This is a genomic window from Nocardioides pacificus (genome assembly GCF_054775955.1).
In genome coordinates this window covers 578,442-593,478 of the sequence record NZ_BAAHCI010000005.1, presented here as the reverse complement: position 1 = coordinate 593,478, position 15,037 = coordinate 578,442, and the positions used below count along the sequence as shown (strand labels likewise).

The following is a 15,037-nucleotide window of genomic DNA, read 5'->3' as shown; positions in this document are numbered from 1 at the left end:
GTTACAGCTGCGGGTACGGCGGGCGGCGGCGCGAGCGCGGCGCGTACGGCGCGCGCCGGCGCTCAGGGGCCGGCGATGGCGGCGGCGACCGTCTTCGTCACGTCGGGGTGGAACACCGAGGGGATGATGAAGCTCGCGTTGAGCTCGGCATCGGTGACGACGCCCGCGATGGCGTCGGCGGCGCGCAGCAGCATGTCGGTGGTGACGTCGGAGGCGCGGGCGTCGAGCAGGCCGCGGAAGACGCCGGGGAAGGCGAGCACGTTGTTGATCTGGTTGGGGTAGTCCGAACGCCCGCTGGCGACGACGGCGGCGTACTTGTCGGCCTCGGCCGGGTCGACCTCCGGGTCGGGGTTGGCGAGCGCGAAGACGACCGGGTCGGGGGCCATGTCCTTGATCCACTCGGCACGCAGCAGGCCCGGTCCGGAGACGCCGATGAAGACGTCGGCGCCGGCGAGCGCGGCGCGCAGGTCACCGCGCACCTTGCGCGGGTTGGTCATCGCGGCCAGGCGCGCCTTGCTCGGGGACAGCGACTCGTCGTCCTCGCACAGGCAGCCCTCCTTGTCCCAGACCACGACGTCGGTGACGCCCGCCGCCAGGAGCAGCGTGACGATCGCCGTCCCCGCCGCGCCACCGCCGGAGACGGCGAGGCGCACCTCGGATAGCCTCTTGCCGACCACCCGCAGTGCGTTGGTGAGCGCGGCCAGCACCACGATCGCCGTACCGTGCTGGTCGTCGTGGAAGACCGGGATGTCGAGGCTCTCGCGCAGCCGGCGCTCGATCTCGAAGCACCGGGGCGCGGCGATGTCCTCGAGGTTGATGCCGCCGAAGCCGGGGGCGATCATCTCGACGGCCTTGACGATCTCGTCGGTGTCCTGCGTGGCCAGGCAGATCGGCCAGGCATCGATGTCGGCGAACCTCTTGAACAGCGCCGCCTTGCCCTCCATCACCGGCAGGGCGGCCCCGGGCCCGATGTTGCCGAGCCCGAGGACCGCCGAGCCGTCCGTGACGACCGCGACCGTGTTGCCCTTGGTCGTCAGCCGCCACACGTCCTCGGGGTGGCGGGCCAGCGCCGAGCTGACCCGGCCGACACCCGGGGTGTACGCCATCGAGAGGTCGTCACGGGTGCGCAGCGGGACCTTCGAGGTGACCTCGATCTTGCCGCCGATGTGGAGCAGGAAGGTCCGGTCGCTGACCTTGTGGACCCGCACGCCCTCGATCTGCCCGACCGACGCCGCGAGGGCGCGCGAGTGCGCCTCGTCGATCGCCGAGCAGGTCACGTCTGCCACCAGGAGGTGGGCGCTCGACTCGGTGACGTCGATCGCGGTGACGACGCCCCCGGCCTCGGCGATCGTGGTGGCCACCGCCCCCACGACGCCGTGGTCGGGGTCGGCGTGCAGACGCATGGTGATCGAGTACGACGAAGCGGTGGCGGCCATGGAACCGCACTCTGCTACCCCACCCCGGTTACTACAAAGTCACCCCACGCCCGCATGCACCAGCGCGGAGATGGTCCGCTCGAGCTCGTTGAAGTCCGGCGCGTTGACGTCGCGGTCGGGGCCGAGCTGGACCGGCACGACCTGGGCGATCGACCCGGGCACGCCGTGCGAGGCGCCGCCGGTCATCACCACGACCCGGTCGGCGAGGAAGACCGCCTCCTCGATCGAGTGCGTCACGAAGACGACGGTGGTCCCGGTCTCGACGTGGAGCCGGCTCAGCTCGCGCTGCAGCGAGGACCGGGTGAGCGCGTCGAGAGCGCCGAACGGCTCGTCCATCAGCAGCACGGCCGGCTCGTTGGCCAGCACCCGGGCGATCGCGACCCGCTGCTGCATGCCGCCGGAGAGCTCCCCGGGGAAGCGGTCAGCGAAGCGGGTCAGCCCGACCAGCTCGATGAAGGTCGCGGCCTGGCGCCGAGCCGCGGCGCGCGGGATCCCGCGCTGGCGCAGCCCGAAGCGGACGTTCTCCGCGACGCTCAGCCACGGGAAGAGCCCGTAGTCCTGGAAGACCACCCCGCGGTCGGGCCCGGGGCCACGCACCTGCCGGCCCCCCACCTCGACCCGTCCGCCGGTCGCGTCCTCGAAGCCCGCGAGGATCCGCAGCAGCGTGCTCTTGCCGCAGCCCGACGCCCCCACCAGCGCGACGAACTCGCCGGCCGGGATCTCCAGGTCCAGCCCGGCGATGGCGTCCACCCCCCTGCCGGGCGGGCCGTAGCGCTTCGACAGTCCCTCCACCAGCACCGTGCCGGTGCCGGCCTTCAGCTGGGCCAGGGCCCGTGTCGTCTCGACGGTCATCGTCGCCTCCTCAGCGCGTGAGCGGACGGCGCCCGAAGGCGCCCCGCAGGATCAGGAGCAGCAGCCGGTCCGAGAGCAGGCCGGCCAGCCCGATGTAGACCATGCCGACCACGATCAGGTCGGTGCGGGCGAGCTCGCGGGCCAGGTTGATCACGCCGCCGAGGCCGAGCTCGATGCCGTTGCTCTCCCCCAGCACGAGGATCACCCAAGCCAGCCCGAGGCCGATCCGCAGCCCGCTGACGATGCCGGGCGTGGCCGCCGGGACGACGACCTTGGCCAGGATCCCGAGCCGGCTGGTCCCGAGCATCTGGGCGGCCTCGACCATCCGCTCGGGCACCTGGCGTACGGCGGCGACCGTGTTGATCAGGATGGGGAAGAAGCTCGAGATCAGGATCAGGAAGATCGTGGCCTGCGAGCCGAAGCCGATCACGAGCAGCACCAGCGGCACCCAGGCCGTGGCCGGGATCGGCCGGAACAGGTTGACGGTCGGGTCGAGGGCCGCGTTGACGAGCGGGTAGCGCCCCATCAGCACTCCGAGCGGGATCGCCAGCGCCGCCGCCAGGCCGAAGCCGGCCAGCACCCGCGTCGTACTCGCCCACAGGTGCTCCCACAGCTTGCCGCTGTAGGCGTCGTCGAGCACGCCGCCGAAGGCGAAGTCCCACATCCCGCGCGCGACGTCCCACGGCGGCGGCAGGAAGCCCATCTTGATCTCGAAGGGCAGCACCCACCGCTGCTCCACCCCCTGGTGCCAGCCGATCAGCATCAGCACCGGCACGACCAGGGCGATCGCCGTACGACGCGACGCGCGCAGCAGCGCCCCGCTCACGACGCCTCGGGGGCGAAGGAGTCGTCCACGACCGCGTCGATGGCGGGCGCGTCCTCGACCAGGCCGAGTCGCTCGAGCTGGTCGATGAGGGCCTGGATCTGGGTCTGGTACTCCTCCGAGAGGTCGGCGCGCAGCCAGAAGTTGTCGAGCGCGACCTCGAACGTCGCCTGGTCGCCGCCGTAGGTCTCGACGAGCTCGGGCAGCCACTCGTCCTGATTCTCGACCATGTAGTCGGTGGCGGCGGCGTGGGTGTCGACGACCTCCTGGACCAGGTCGGCGTCCTTCTCGATCATCTCGCCGGTCGTGATCAGGCCGAGGTTCACCTTGGCGATCGGGGTGTCGTAGGGCGAGGCGATCTCGTGCCCGCCCTTGGCCAGGGCGAGCGAGACCGCGATCTCCGGGGCGAAGAACGCGTCGATCTGTCCGGAGTCGAAGGCGCCGAAGAACTCGGTGGCCTTGAGCGAGACCAGGTCGATCTGCTCGATGTCGACGCCGGCCTCCTCGAGGGTGAGCCGCAGCGCCACCTCCTGCGAGCTGGAGGCGAGGTAGCCCAGCTTCTTGCCGACCAGGTCGCCGATCTCGCCGATGGAGTCGTTGCCGACGAAGCCGCTGCCGCCGTCGGCCGCCCCCGCCACGACCTTGAGGTCGCGGCCCTGGGCGTCGGAGCCGATGGTGGCGGTGATGCTGCCGACGGCGAAGTCGATCTGGCCGCTGACCAGCGCGTCGCTCAGGGCAGGCGCGGTGTCGAGGGCGACCACCTCGTATGTGACGTCGCCGGACGCGTGGTCCTCGTAGAGGTACGGCGCGTAGAAGTGGGGCTGGCCTCGCAGGGTGCCGACCTTGACGACGTCGCCCGCGGCGGCGTCCTCCTCGGAGCTGCAGCCGGCAGCGAGACCGGCCACCAGGACGGCGGCCGACGCGCCCGCGAGGAGTCGGGTCAGACGAGACGTTGAGTCGAGAGGACGCATGTGAACCCCACAGATGATCGCGCTGGGCGGGCTCCCTGCCCGCCGCGATCACTGTCGTTCGGCTGCGTTGCGCGGACGTAAAGCCGCTGTTTCTGCGGCCGACGCATCACTGGAACGGATGTTTCGTCTCCGCTCCGGCCCACGCGACTCCGGGTCGTGTGCCCGACGACGCGCTCTGGCGCGCCCTCGGACACACGACCCGGGGTCGGTGCGGTGCTGGCGGTGCTCAGACGCGGAAGAGCGCCACCTGCTCGGTGAGGTCGGAGGCCATCCGGATGAGCTCCTCGGTGGCGACCTGCGTGCTGGCCGCGCCCTCGCTGGTGTCGGAGGCGGTCTGCGCGACCGAGGTGATGTTCGCGGCGATCTGCGAAGCGCCGGTGGCGGCCTCGCTCACGTTGCGACCCATCTCGTTGGTCGTCGCGGTCTGCTCCTCCACCGCCGAGGCGATGGTGGTCTGGGTGTCGTTGATCGAGGCGATGATGTGCCCGATCTCAGCGATCGCCGCGACGGCCGCCGCGGTGTCGGCCTGGATGGCCTCGATCCGGCCGCCGATGTCCTCGGTCGCCTTGCCCGTCTCCTGGGCCAGCTCCTTGACCTCGTTGGCCACCACCGCGAACCCCTTGCCGGCCTCGCCGGCGCGCGCGGCCTCGATCGTGGCGTTGAGGGCCAGCAGGTTGGTCTGCTCCGCGATCGAGTTGATCACCTTGATCACGTTGCCGATCTCGGCCGAGGACTCACCCAGCTTGGCCACCGTCGCGTTGGTGGCCTCGGCCACGGTGACGGCCTGGGCTGCGACCTCGGCCGCGTCCGAGGCGTTCTTCGCGATCTCACGGATCGAGGCCGACATCTCCTCGGTCCCGGTCGCGACCGTCTGCACGTTGTGGGACACCTGCTCCGCGGCCGCCGACACGATGTTGGCCTGCGAGGCGGACTCGTCGGCCGAGCCGGCGATCTGCTGCGACGTGGTCGACATCTGGTGGGCGGCACCCGAGAGGGACTCGGCGCTGGCCCGGATCAGGCGCACCAGCTCGCCGACGCCGCCCGTCGCGCCGTTCACGCCGGCTGCGATGGCGCCGATCTCGTCACGGCCGTCGTCGTCGAGGGTCTGGGTGAGGTCGTTGCCGGCGATCGCCTTGAGGATCACCAGCGTGCGCTGCAGCCGGGGCACGATGCTGCGGATGAGCCACCAGGCGGCGAGCACGGACAGCAGGGCGCCGACCAGGAGGATGGCGATCAGGGTGGTCCGGGCGGTGTCGACGCGCTCGGAGAACTCGGTGCCGTTCTGGATCGACTCCTGCGCCTCGAGGGTCGCCTCGGCGAGGGTGTCCTCGTAGACCTTGCGGAGGTCGCGGCTCTTGCCGACGCTCAGGGCAACGGCCGCCTTGGGGTCGGTCGCAGCGAGCTCGAACTCCTTGGTGAGCGAGTCGCCCCACGCGAGCATCTGCTCGCTAGCGGTCTCGAGCTGGGCCCGGGCGGCGTCGTTGGGGGCCAGCTTGCGAGCCTCCTCGAAGTCGGCCTCGAGCTCGAGGGTCTTCTCCTCGATGCTCGCCGCGAACTCGGGGTCGCCGGTCAGCAGCAGCCCTCGCTCGTCGTTGGCGATGGACTTCGCGCCCAGCTGGATGTCCTGCAGCAGGGTGACGTAGGGCACGGAGCGGCTCAGCTCGTCGTCGCGCACGTCGGCGAGCTCGCTGGTCGACCAGATCGCCACCACGCCGAGGGCCAGGGAGACCGTCATCAGCAGCCCGAGGGCCGCGGAGATCTTGAGGCGGATGCTGAGGTCGGCGAGTCGGAAGCGGCGGTGCGTCTCGCTGCTGGGGGTGACGTCCATGTCGGTCCTTCGATCAGGGGAAGAGGGAGGCGTGCCCGATATCGGGGGTGGGCTGCCTGTCACCCCTGAGGATCGGCTCCCCAGCACAGGTCTTGAGAGCTCGGGTCATTTAGTCCTCAAGTACCTGTGTGTCTCCGCTCACCTGGCGCGGCGCGCCGCCCCCAGCCCTGACTCTCAGCAGCATCGCCCCTCGGGGTGCGCATCGCGGTACGCCGACCGGTGACGCTCGTACGACGCGCGATCGCGCGCCGCCTCCCCCGCGGCCTCACAGCGCGCAACGTACCGCTCATAGCGGGCGTCGCCGGAGATCTCGGCGAGGTACCAGCGGGCCCGGGCCCAGAAGCCGGTCATCACGCCACCAGCTCCGACTCCACCTTGGGCACCTCGGTGGTCGCGACCTCGCCCCCGGGGCCGCCCGAGCGCAGGGCACGCACCACGACCCAGGCGGCGTTGGCGACGATGACGATGACCAGCAGCGCGAACGTGCTCTGCAGGGTCCCGTTGAGGATCGAGTTGTTGATGATCTGCTGCATCTGCTCCGCGTCGGCCGCCGGCGCGATCACCTCGCCCGCGTCCTTGGCGTCGCGGTAGACCGACGCCTGCTTGAAGTAGCCGATCTTGGGATCGTCGCTGAAGATCTTCTGCCAGCTGGCGGTCATCGTGACGATGAGATCCCAGGCCAGGCCGATGCCCGGCACCCAGGCCCACTTGGCCTTGCCGTGCTTGACCAGCAGAGTGACGCAGAGGGTCAGCGCGATCGCGGCGAGCAGCTGGTTGGCGATGCCGAAGAGCGGGAAGAGCTGGTTGATGCCGCCGAGCGGGTCGGTGACGCCGACGTAGAGCATGTAGCCCCAGAGCCCGACGACCACGGCGCTGGCCGACCACGAGGCAGGCTTCCAGGAGACGTCGCCGTAGCGGGGCCAGAAGTTGCCGACCGTGTCCTGCAGCATGAAGCGGCCCACGCGGGTGCCGGCGTCGACGGCGGTGAGGATGAACAGCGCCTCGAACATGATCGCGAAGTGGTACCAGAACGCCGCCAGCCCGCCGCCGAAGGCGTCGGTGAAGATCTGCGAGATCCCGAAGGCCAACGTCGGGGCCCCGCCGGTGCGCGAGATCAGCGTGTCCTCCTCGATCGCGGCCGCCGCCGCGGTGAGGTCGGACGGGGAGATCGTGAAGCCCAGCGTCTTGACGAAGTCGGCGGCCGCCTCCGGCGTGCCGCCCGTCGCGCCGGCGGGGGCGTTGATCGCGAAGTAGATGCCCTGGTCGATGACGCAGGCGGCGATCAGCGCGGAGATGGCGACGAACGACTCCATCAGCATCCCGCCGTAGCCGATCATCCGGACGTGGCCCTCCTTCTGCACCATCTTGGGGGTGGTGCCCGACGCGATGAGCGCGTGGAAGCCCGACAGCGCCCCGCAGGCGATCGTGATGAACACGAAGGGGAAGAGCTTGCCGGCGAAGACCGGGCCGGTGCCCTCGGTGGCGAACGTCGACACGTCGGGCGCCGCGAGCACGGGGTTGGCCAGGATCAGGCCGACGGCCAGCAGCAGGATGACGCCGATCTTCATGAAGGTCGAGAGGTAGTCGCGCGGCGTGAGCAGCATCCACACCGGCAGGATCGACGCGACGAAGCCGTAGCCCACGAGCATCAGCGTGAGCGTCTCCTTGTCCAGCGTGAGTGCGCTCTCCAGGCCCATCTCCTCGACGTAGGAGCCGCCGGCGATCGCGAGCAGGAGCAGCACCACGCCGATCCCGGTGACCTCGAGGACTTTGCCCGGGCGCAGGGTGCGCAGGTACCACCCCATGAAGAGCGCGATCGGGATCGTCAGCCCGATCGAGAAGACGCCCCACGGCGACTCCGCCAGCGCGTTGACGACGACGAGCGCGAGCACGGCCAGGATGATGATCATGATCGCGAAGACCGCGATCAGCGCGGCGGTGCCGCCGACGACGCCGATCTCCTCCCGGACCATCTGGCCCAGCGACTTGCCGTCGCGGCGCATCGAGAAGAACAGCACCACCATGTCCTGCACGGCCCCGGCCAGGATGACGCCGACGATGATCCAGATCGTGCCCGGCAGATAGCCCATCTGCGCCGCGAGCACCGGCCCGACGAGCGGCCCGGCGCCGGCGATGGCCGCGAAGTGGTGGCCGAAGAGGACCCGCTTGTCCGTCGGCTCGAAGTCGACGCCGTTCTCGAGGCGCTCGGCCGGCGTGGCCCGGGTGTCGTCGACGCCGAGCACCTTCTCGGCGATGAAGCGGGAGTAGAACCGGTAGGCGATGGCGTACGACGACAGCGCCGCGAACAGGATCCAGAGCGCGGACACCTCCTCGCCGCGCGAGAGGGCCAGCACCGCCCAGCAGACGGCGCCGACGGCGGCGACCAGCCCCCAGATCACCAGCTGCTTGGGGTCGAGCCGACCGCGGGGCGTGGGTGGCGGCGAGGAGGGACGGAGGGTGGTCGACATGTGCTGCTCCCGAGTTGCCCGGCGGTCGGGGTGACCGCACCTCCATCACTCTGCCCCCCGAGACACGTGTCACACGTCACGCGGGCAGGCGTGTCGCGCCGGCAGCCGGGTACCGTCCCGGGCATGACTGCCGAGGTGAAGCACAACCCCGACCAGACGCGGTTCGAGGTCTTCGACGACGGCCGGCTCGCCGGCTTCGTGGACTACGAGCTCTCGGACCAGGTGGTGGACTTCACCCACACCGAGGTCGACTCCGCCTTCGAGGGACGAGGACTGGCCAAGGAGCTCGCCACCGGCGCGCTCGGCTACGCCCGCGAGCAGGGGCTGGCCGCCATCCCCACGTGCGCGTTCTTCACGAAGTTCATCCAGCGCAACGGCGAGTACGCCGACCTCGTGCCCGCCGACCGGCGCGGGGAGTTCGGGCTCGACCAGGCCGGCTGATGCCCCAGGTCAGCGCCGAGACGTGGGTGCCGGTCGCTCCCGACACGGCGTTCGCGGTCTCGCAGACGACCGGGGACCTCCGGATGCGCTGGGACCCCTTCATCCGCGAGCAGCACCTGATCGGGGCGGAGCGGCCCGCCAAGGGCTTGCGCACGCACACCCGGGCCCGGGTCGGGCCGCGGATGGTCTCGGAGTACGTCTCCTACCGCCCGCCCACCTCCGTCGGGATGACGATGGTGACGGGACCGTGGTTCTTCGAGTCCTTCGGCGGTGGCTGGCGCTTCGTCCCGGACGCCCGTGACGGGGTGGACGGCACGCGTGCCGTGTGGAAGTACACCTACTCCGTGCGACCCGCCTGGCTGCGCTTCGTCGCCGAGCCGATCGGCCAGTGGCTGCTGGGCCGGGAGATCCGGGCGCGGATCGACGCGTGGGCGAAGGCGTGCCAGGACCCGGTCGTCCTCGACCGGCTCTGACCTGACCCGGGCTGACTCACTCCCGCCAGGGCGAGCCCCACGTCCCGGCGAAGACGAACTCGTCGAGCTCCTTGCGGTGCCGGGCCCGCGCCTCGCGTTCGCGCAGTCCCTCGTCCGCGGCCGCCGGGTCGCCGTGGCGACCGACGGCCACGCACGTCGTCACCGTGAAGTGGGCGGGCACCTCGAGCCGCTCGGCGAGCAGGTCGTGGTCGAAGCCGGCGAACTGGTGGGCGTGCAGCCCCATCGCCACGGCCTGGACGGTCAGGTGGGCCACCGCCTGCCCCAGGTCGTACGTCGCGTAGTCGGTGTAGGCGGGCTTCTCCACCTCGGGGTCGTCACCGGTCTGGGTGAGGTTGACGAGCACCGCCGAGGCGTTCGGGACCCAGCCCCTGTTGCCGCGGCTGAGCGCCTCCATGACCACGTCGTGTGCCGAGCTGCCGCGCCGGGCGACCAGGAAGGCCCAGGGTTGGGAGTTGCCGGCGCTCGGAGCCCAGCGAGCCGCGGAGAGCAGCGTCTCCAGATCCGTGTCGGTCAGCCGGTGGGTAGGGTCGAAGATGCTGGGGCTCCAACGATCGCGGAGGACGGGCGTCAGGTCGCAAGCGGGCACGCAATCCAGTATCAGGGCCTAGCATCCGCGGCTCCCCTGCGGGCCCGGACGACGCCTGTGCGAGCAGGATCACATGGCGCGAATGGTGCACTTCTTGGGACAGAGTGCAAAACTGCACTACATGACCGAAAGTGCAACGACGCGAGAGGGCCGCCGTGAGGCGACCAAGCACCGCATCTCGGTCTGCGCCCAGAAGCTGACCCAGGAGCATGGGCTCGAGGGCTTCACGATGGAGGATCTCGGGGAGGCTGCGGGGGTCTCGCGCCGGACCCTGTTCAACTACTACCCCAGCAAGCTCGACGCCGTGCTGGGCGTGCCGCCTGAGTTCTCCCCCGAGTCGGTCGAGCGCTTCCGCGCCCGGGGGGCGGGCAGCAACCTGGTCCACGACCTGCGCGACCTGTGCGTCGAGCTGCTCGACGACCGGGAGCTCACCCGCGAGGACGTCGCCCGCACCCGCTGCATCCTGCTCGCCACCCCCCGGCTGCTCGCGGCAGCCCACGACCGCTTCGTGGTCCTGAGCGGCCAGATCGTCGAGGAGATCCGGCAGCGTGAGGGCGCGGGCTTCGACGCCCAGCGCGCCCAGATCGCCGTACGCCTCATCGCCGGCCTGTTCGACTCCGCCCTCGAGATGTTCCTGACCGACCCGCTCGAACGCGACCTGGCCACCGCCTACGACAACGTGCTCAACGAGGTCCGGCAGCTCCTCGCCTGACCCCTCGACCACCCCCGCTCCCTTCCCGGGCCACCCGCCCTGCCTTCTCAGGAGAGAACCCCATGGCAACCCTGCTCTACCGACTCGGCAAGACCGCCTACCGGCGGTGGCCGATCTTCATCGCCGCGTGGCTGATCGCCATGCTCGCGGTCGGGACGTTCGCAGCGACGATGTCCAAGCCGATGTCCGACGCGTTCTCGATCCCCGGCATCCCCTCGGAGAAGGCCGCCGACCTCCAGGCCGAGCTCTTCCCCGGGGCGACCGACGCCTTCGACCAGGCCACGGTCAAGGTCGTCGTCGCGGTGCCCGAGGGTGAGTCGCTCGACGACCCGCAGAACCGCAAGGCCGTCGACGCGCTCATCGCCGACCTCGCCGAGCTGCCCCAGATGCCGGAGTCGCCGCTGGCCAACCCCGTCGACGCGGCCGCCGCGCAGGAGGAGCAGCTGGTCGAGGCCTCCGTGGCCGCTGGCACGCCCCGGGACGTGGCGCAGGCCAACGCCGACGCGCTGTCCCCGCTGTCGGAGGACGGCCGGGTGGGCACCATCACCTGGGACTTCGACGTGGAGACCATCGCCGACGTGGAGCCGGCGACCATCGAGGAGCTGATGGAGACGCTGGACGACGCGCGCTCCGACAGCCTGACCGTCGAGGCCAACGGGTCCGGCACCACCGCCATGCTCGAGATCAGCGGCAAGTCGGAGCTGCTCGGCATCGCAGTCGCCGTCCTGGTCCTGATCCTGACCTTCGGCTCGCTCGTGGCCGCCGGCCTGCCCGTCATCACCGCGATGATCGGCGTCGCGTTGGGCATCACCGGCATCACCGGCATGACGGCGTTCTTCGACATCGGCTCGACCACACCGATGCTCGCCACGATGATCGGCCTCGCGGTCGGTATCGACTACGCACTGTTCATCCTGGCCCGCTACCGCAACGAGCTCGACCACACCGACGACCGCGAGGAGGCCACCGGCGTCGCCGTCGGCACCGCCGGCTCGGCCGTCGTCTTCGCCGGCCTGACCGTGCTGATCGCACTGTCCGCCCTCGCCGTCGTCCGGATCCCCTTCCTCACCTCGATGGGTATCGCCGCCGCCGCCACCGTGCTGATCGCGGTCCTGGTCGCGCTCACCCTGCTGCCTGCCGTCCTCGGCCTGCTCAAGACCAAGGCCTTCGGCGCCCGGGTCCGCAAGGCGCACCCGAAGCGCGAGGCCGACGGCCGCCTGCTCAACAACGGCGTGCGCTGGTCGCGCATGGTGCGCCGCGCCCCGCTGCTGGTGGCGCTGCTGGTGATCGTCGGGCTCGGCGCACTCGCCATCCCGCTCAAGGACCTGCACCTGGCCTTCCCGACCGACAGCACCGCGTCGGCCGACAAGACCCAGCGCAAGGCCTCCGACCTGGTCGCCGAGTCCTTCGGTCCCGGTCGCGACGCCCCGATGCTGCTGGTCGTCGACGGGCGCGACATCTCCGACGACGACGAGCGGATGGCGGCGTTCGGCGAGGTCACCGCCTGGGCCTCCGAGCAGGAGGGCGTGAAGAACGCCCAGATGGTCGTCACCAACGCCGAGACCAACGCCCAGGGCGAGCCCACCGGCCCCGCCACGGGTGCACAGATCATGATCACCCCGGAGTTCGGCGCCGAGGACACCGAGACGCAGGACCTGCTCAACGACCTGCGCGACGGTCAGGACCAGATCGAGGCGGACACCGGCACGACCATGGGCGTGACCGGCCTGACCGCCATCACCACCGACGTGTCCGACCGACTCTCCGACGCGCTGCCGATCTACCTCGCCGTCGTCATCGGTCTGGCGTTCGTGCTCCTGGTGCTGGTCTTCCGCTCGATCCTGGTGCCGCTCACCGCGACGTTCGGGTTCCTGCTGTCGGTGCTCGCCACGCTCGGCGCCACGGTCGCGGTCTTCCAGGAGGGTGCGTTCGGGTGGTTCGAGGGCCAGCCGATCGTCAGCTTCATGCCGATCTTCCTGATCGGGCTCGTGTTCGGCCTCGCGATGGACTACCAGGTGTTCCTGGTGACCCGGATGCGTGAGGCCCACGTGCACGGCGCGACCACCGACCACGCGGTGGTGGACGGATTCCGCAACAGCGCCCGCGTCGTCGCGGCCGCCGCGGTGATCATGATGGCGGTCTTCGCGGCCTTCATCCTGATCGACGAGCCGATCATCAAGTCGATGGGCTTCGCCCTCGCCATCGCCGTCTTCTTCGACGCCTTCGTGGTGCGGATGGCGCTGATCCCGGCGCTGATGTTCCTGCTCGGCGAGAAGGCCTGGTGGCTCCCGAAGTGGCTCGACCGGATCCTGCCCGAGGTCGACGTGGAGGGCGAGAAGCTCGACCGTCCCCACATGGCCGACATGCACACCACCGACGACGCACTCGTCGACGCCTGACCTGAGAGAACTGCACTGACATGACCCCGAACGAACCGCGACCCGGCTCGTTCGGGGTCATGTCCCGTCTCGGGAGGCTCTCGATCGCCGGCGCCACCCTGCGCTCGCTCGTCCGCGAGCTCGCCCAGCTCCTGCTCGCGTTCGGCGTCTACAACCTCGGGCGCATCCTCGCCGCCGACGACGTCGCCCGCGCCGACGACAACGCTCGGGCGATCCTGCGCCTCCAGGAGTGGCTGCCGCTGCCGACCGAGGTCTGGATCCAAGCGCAGCTCATCGACCACGATCTCCTCATCGAGAGCGCGAACCGCTACTACGCGGTGGCGCACTTCCCCGTGGCCTTCGGGCTCCTGCTGTGGCTCTTCCTGCGCCGCCGGGAGACCTACCACTGGGCCAAGCGCTCCCTGCTCGCCGCCACCGGCATCGGCATGTTCGTCCACATGGTGGTCCCGGTGACCCCGCCGCGCCTGCTCGTCGAGCTCGGCATGGTCGACACCGCCCTCCAGGGCGGCGACTCGGTCTATGCCGCGCCGGTCCTCTCCGGGCTCTCCAACGAGTACGCCGCGATGCCGAGCTTCCACGTCGGCTGGGCGCTGCTCGTGGCAATCGTCCTCATCGTCCCCGGACGAACGCGGTGGCGCTGGCTGTGGGCGCTGCACCCGGCGATCACGCTCGCCGTCGTCGTCGTCACCGCCAACCACTACTGGCTCGACGCCGTCGTCGGCTGCGGCCTGGTGGTCGGCGCGCTCTGGGTGCTGCGGCCGCGGAGGGGCGCCGTACCTGATGCCGTTTGGTCCCCAACGGCATCGAAAACCGGAAACGACCTGTCGTCTCTGCCCAATCAGCGACGTCCGCACCACGATTCCGACGGCTCCGACGAGCTCGTGTGCTCCCCCGGCGACGGGATGTCCCACCGCTCCTAGGTGGCCGGGCTCGGCTCAGCGGGGCGTGACCAGGAAGCTGACGATCAGCGCATGGTGGTCGCTGACCACGTCCATGGTCTGCTGGGAGACGAAGGTGATGCCGGGCGAGCGAGACGCGAAGATGTAGTCGATCGAGCGCTCCTGGTTGTCGCTGTCGGCGACGAACGTCGGCACCTGGCCCAGCACCCGGTGGTTGGAGACCATCAGCGAGCCGAAGGCATCGCTCATGAAGCCCTTCCACGCATCCTCGTACTCGGCGCCGGCGTTGAGATCCCCGCCCAGGATGCTGATCGCGCCCTGCCTGGCGTTCGCTTTCACCTGGCTCCTGATGGCCCGCATGTGCCCGAGGAAGGCGCGCAGCGTCGAGGTGCCGCGACGCGGCATGACCTTCTCGCCGGGCCAGTACTGGACCTCGGGGACCGCGTGGGTCGACGAGAACGCGAGGTGGCGGTTCGTACGGCGGTCGAGCACGCGGACGGTGGCGATGTAGCGCGGAGCCATCTTCACGCCGCCCTCACGGCGGACGTGGCCCGAGCCCAGGCGCAGGTCCGCGGAGCGGAAGGTGAAGCGGCCGTCCCTGCGGAACAGCACGACCGACTCGTGCCGGGAGGACGACCCGCTCCCAGGCGCATAGAGGAAGTAGCGGTGCTTCGCTGCCCACCGCCTCATCGGGCGCAACCGGTGCTGGGTCTCCTGGAGCAGGAGCACGTTCGGGCCCTGACGGTGAAGCGTGTCGAGCTGGTCGAGGAACGCCGCGTCGCCGACCTTGTCGAAACGCGTGTTGAGCGTCCCGACCCTCAGCGCAACGGGGTTCTTGCCGATCTTCCCGGGCCCGGACCCTGGCCCGGCGCCGGGCCGTGGCCCAACCACTGAGCCGACCTGAGCCCGGACGACGTCAGCGTCGTCGGCGACGGCGACGGACTCTGGGCCGGAGATCACGACGGTCGTCAGCAAGCAGGCAGCAGCCAGCGGGGCGAGGTGGCGGGCCCGGATCCGTCGCGGAGCTGGATGGCGCGGACGACTCTCCACGTGGTGGTGACGCACTTCCCTGTACCGACTCTCGCTGCGCGCATGCCCCCCGTGGGCGAGCGTCTTTCTACGTCGCCC

Annotated in this window: 14 protein-coding genes; 5 read left to right on the top strand and 9 right to left on the bottom strand. The window is 70.5% G+C overall.

The genetic code is table 11. The features are described 5' to 3' along the window. Nucleotides 1–62: 62 nt before the first annotated feature. From ACYU7L_RS05380 to ACYU7L_RS05350, 7 genes are all read right to left on the bottom strand, one after another. The gene (locus ACYU7L_RS05380; protein WP_460794264.1) at nt 63–1,436 is read right to left on the bottom strand and encodes a malic enzyme-like NAD(P)-binding protein; all 1,374 of its coding nucleotides are present in this window, start codon (nt 1,434–1,436) and stop codon (nt 63–65) included. A gap of 39 nt (nt 1,437–1,475) precedes the next feature. Further along, nucleotides 1,476–2,288, bottom strand: a complete 813-nt coding sequence (locus tag ACYU7L_RS05375; protein ID WP_460794263.1) for an ABC transporter ATP-binding protein — start codon at nt 2,286–2,288, stop codon at nt 1,476–1,478. 10 nt (nt 2,289–2,298) lie between these two features. Continuing rightward, nucleotides 2,299–3,114 (bottom strand): ABC transporter permease, encoded by an 816-nt coding sequence (locus ACYU7L_RS05370; RefSeq protein ID WP_460794262.1) that lies wholly within the window; start codon nt 3,112–3,114, stop codon nt 2,299–2,301. After that, nucleotides 3,111–4,082 carry an ABC transporter substrate-binding protein gene (locus ACYU7L_RS05365; protein WP_460794261.1) on the bottom strand — a complete coding sequence of 324 codons (972 nt, stop codon included), beginning with the start codon at nt 4,080–4,082 and terminating at the stop codon, nt 3,111–3,113. The genes ACYU7L_RS05370 and ACYU7L_RS05365 overlap by 4 nt, the downstream gene beginning before the upstream one ends. A gap of 226 nt (nt 4,083–4,308) precedes the next feature. Beyond that, on the bottom strand, nt 4,309–5,910 hold the full coding sequence (locus tag ACYU7L_RS05360) for a methyl-accepting chemotaxis protein (protein ID WP_460794260.1): 1,602 nt from the start codon (nt 5,908–5,910) through the stop codon (nt 4,309–4,311). A 174-nt stretch (nt 5,911–6,084) separates the two neighbouring features. Then, nucleotides 6,085–6,261, bottom strand: coding sequence for a CstA-like transporter-associated (seleno)protein (locus ACYU7L_RS05355; protein WP_460794258.1), 177 nt, complete (start codon nt 6,259–6,261; stop codon nt 6,085–6,087). Further along, the gene (locus ACYU7L_RS05350; RefSeq protein WP_460794256.1) at nt 6,261–8,378 is read right to left on the bottom strand and encodes a carbon starvation CstA family protein; all 2,118 of its coding nucleotides are present in this window, start codon (nt 8,376–8,378) and stop codon (nt 6,261–6,263) included. Before ACYU7L_RS05350 ends, ACYU7L_RS05355 begins: the two co-directional genes overlap by 1 nt. Before the next feature lie 123 nt (nt 8,379–8,501). On the opposite strand from ACYU7L_RS05350, the gene ACYU7L_RS05345 reads away from it, so the two are divergent. Together ACYU7L_RS05345 and ACYU7L_RS05340 are read left to right on the top strand one after the other, a co-directional pair. Beyond that, nucleotides 8,502–8,819, top strand: coding sequence for a GNAT family N-acetyltransferase (locus ACYU7L_RS05345; RefSeq protein ID WP_460794255.1), 318 nt, complete (start codon nt 8,502–8,504; stop codon nt 8,817–8,819). After that, nucleotides 8,819–9,292 (top strand): SRPBCC family protein, encoded by a 474-nt coding sequence (locus tag ACYU7L_RS05340; protein ID WP_460794254.1) that lies wholly within the window; start codon nt 8,819–8,821, stop codon nt 9,290–9,292. The genes ACYU7L_RS05345 and ACYU7L_RS05340 overlap by 1 nt, the downstream gene beginning before the upstream one ends. Nucleotides 9,293–9,308: 16 nt before the next feature. Here ACYU7L_RS05340 and ACYU7L_RS05335 read toward each other — a convergent pair whose 3' ends face one another. Beyond that, nucleotides 9,309–9,899, bottom strand: a complete 591-nt coding sequence (locus ACYU7L_RS05335; RefSeq protein WP_460794253.1) for a nitroreductase family protein — start codon at nt 9,897–9,899, stop codon at nt 9,309–9,311. 121 nt (nt 9,900–10,020) lie between these two features. Here ACYU7L_RS05335 and ACYU7L_RS05330 point away from each other — a divergent pair, with 121 nt between their 5' ends. The 3 genes from ACYU7L_RS05330 (at nt 10,021) to ACYU7L_RS05320 (ending at nt 13,930) form a co-directional block, all read left to right on the top strand. Continuing rightward, a complete protein-coding gene (locus ACYU7L_RS05330; RefSeq protein ID WP_460794251.1) occupies nt 10,021–10,611 on the top strand; it encodes a TetR/AcrR family transcriptional regulator in 591 nt (196 codons plus the stop codon). A 62-nt stretch (nt 10,612–10,673) separates the two neighbouring features. Next, on the top strand, nt 10,674–13,010 hold the full coding sequence (locus tag ACYU7L_RS05325; RefSeq protein WP_460794250.1) for an MMPL family transporter: 2,337 nt from the start codon (nt 10,674–10,676) through the stop codon (nt 13,008–13,010). Nucleotides 13,011–13,030: 20 nt separating this feature from the next. After that, on the top strand, nt 13,031–13,930 hold the full coding sequence (locus ACYU7L_RS05320; protein ID WP_460794248.1) for a phosphatase PAP2 family protein: 900 nt from the start codon (nt 13,031–13,033) through the stop codon (nt 13,928–13,930). 15 nt (nt 13,931–13,945) lie between these two features. On the opposite strand, the gene ACYU7L_RS05315 is transcribed toward ACYU7L_RS05320, so the two are convergent. After that, nucleotides 13,946–14,884, bottom strand: coding sequence for an endonuclease/exonuclease/phosphatase family protein (locus ACYU7L_RS05315; RefSeq protein WP_460794247.1), 939 nt, complete (start codon nt 14,882–14,884; stop codon nt 13,946–13,948). Nucleotides 14,885–15,037 lie beyond the last annotated feature (153 nt).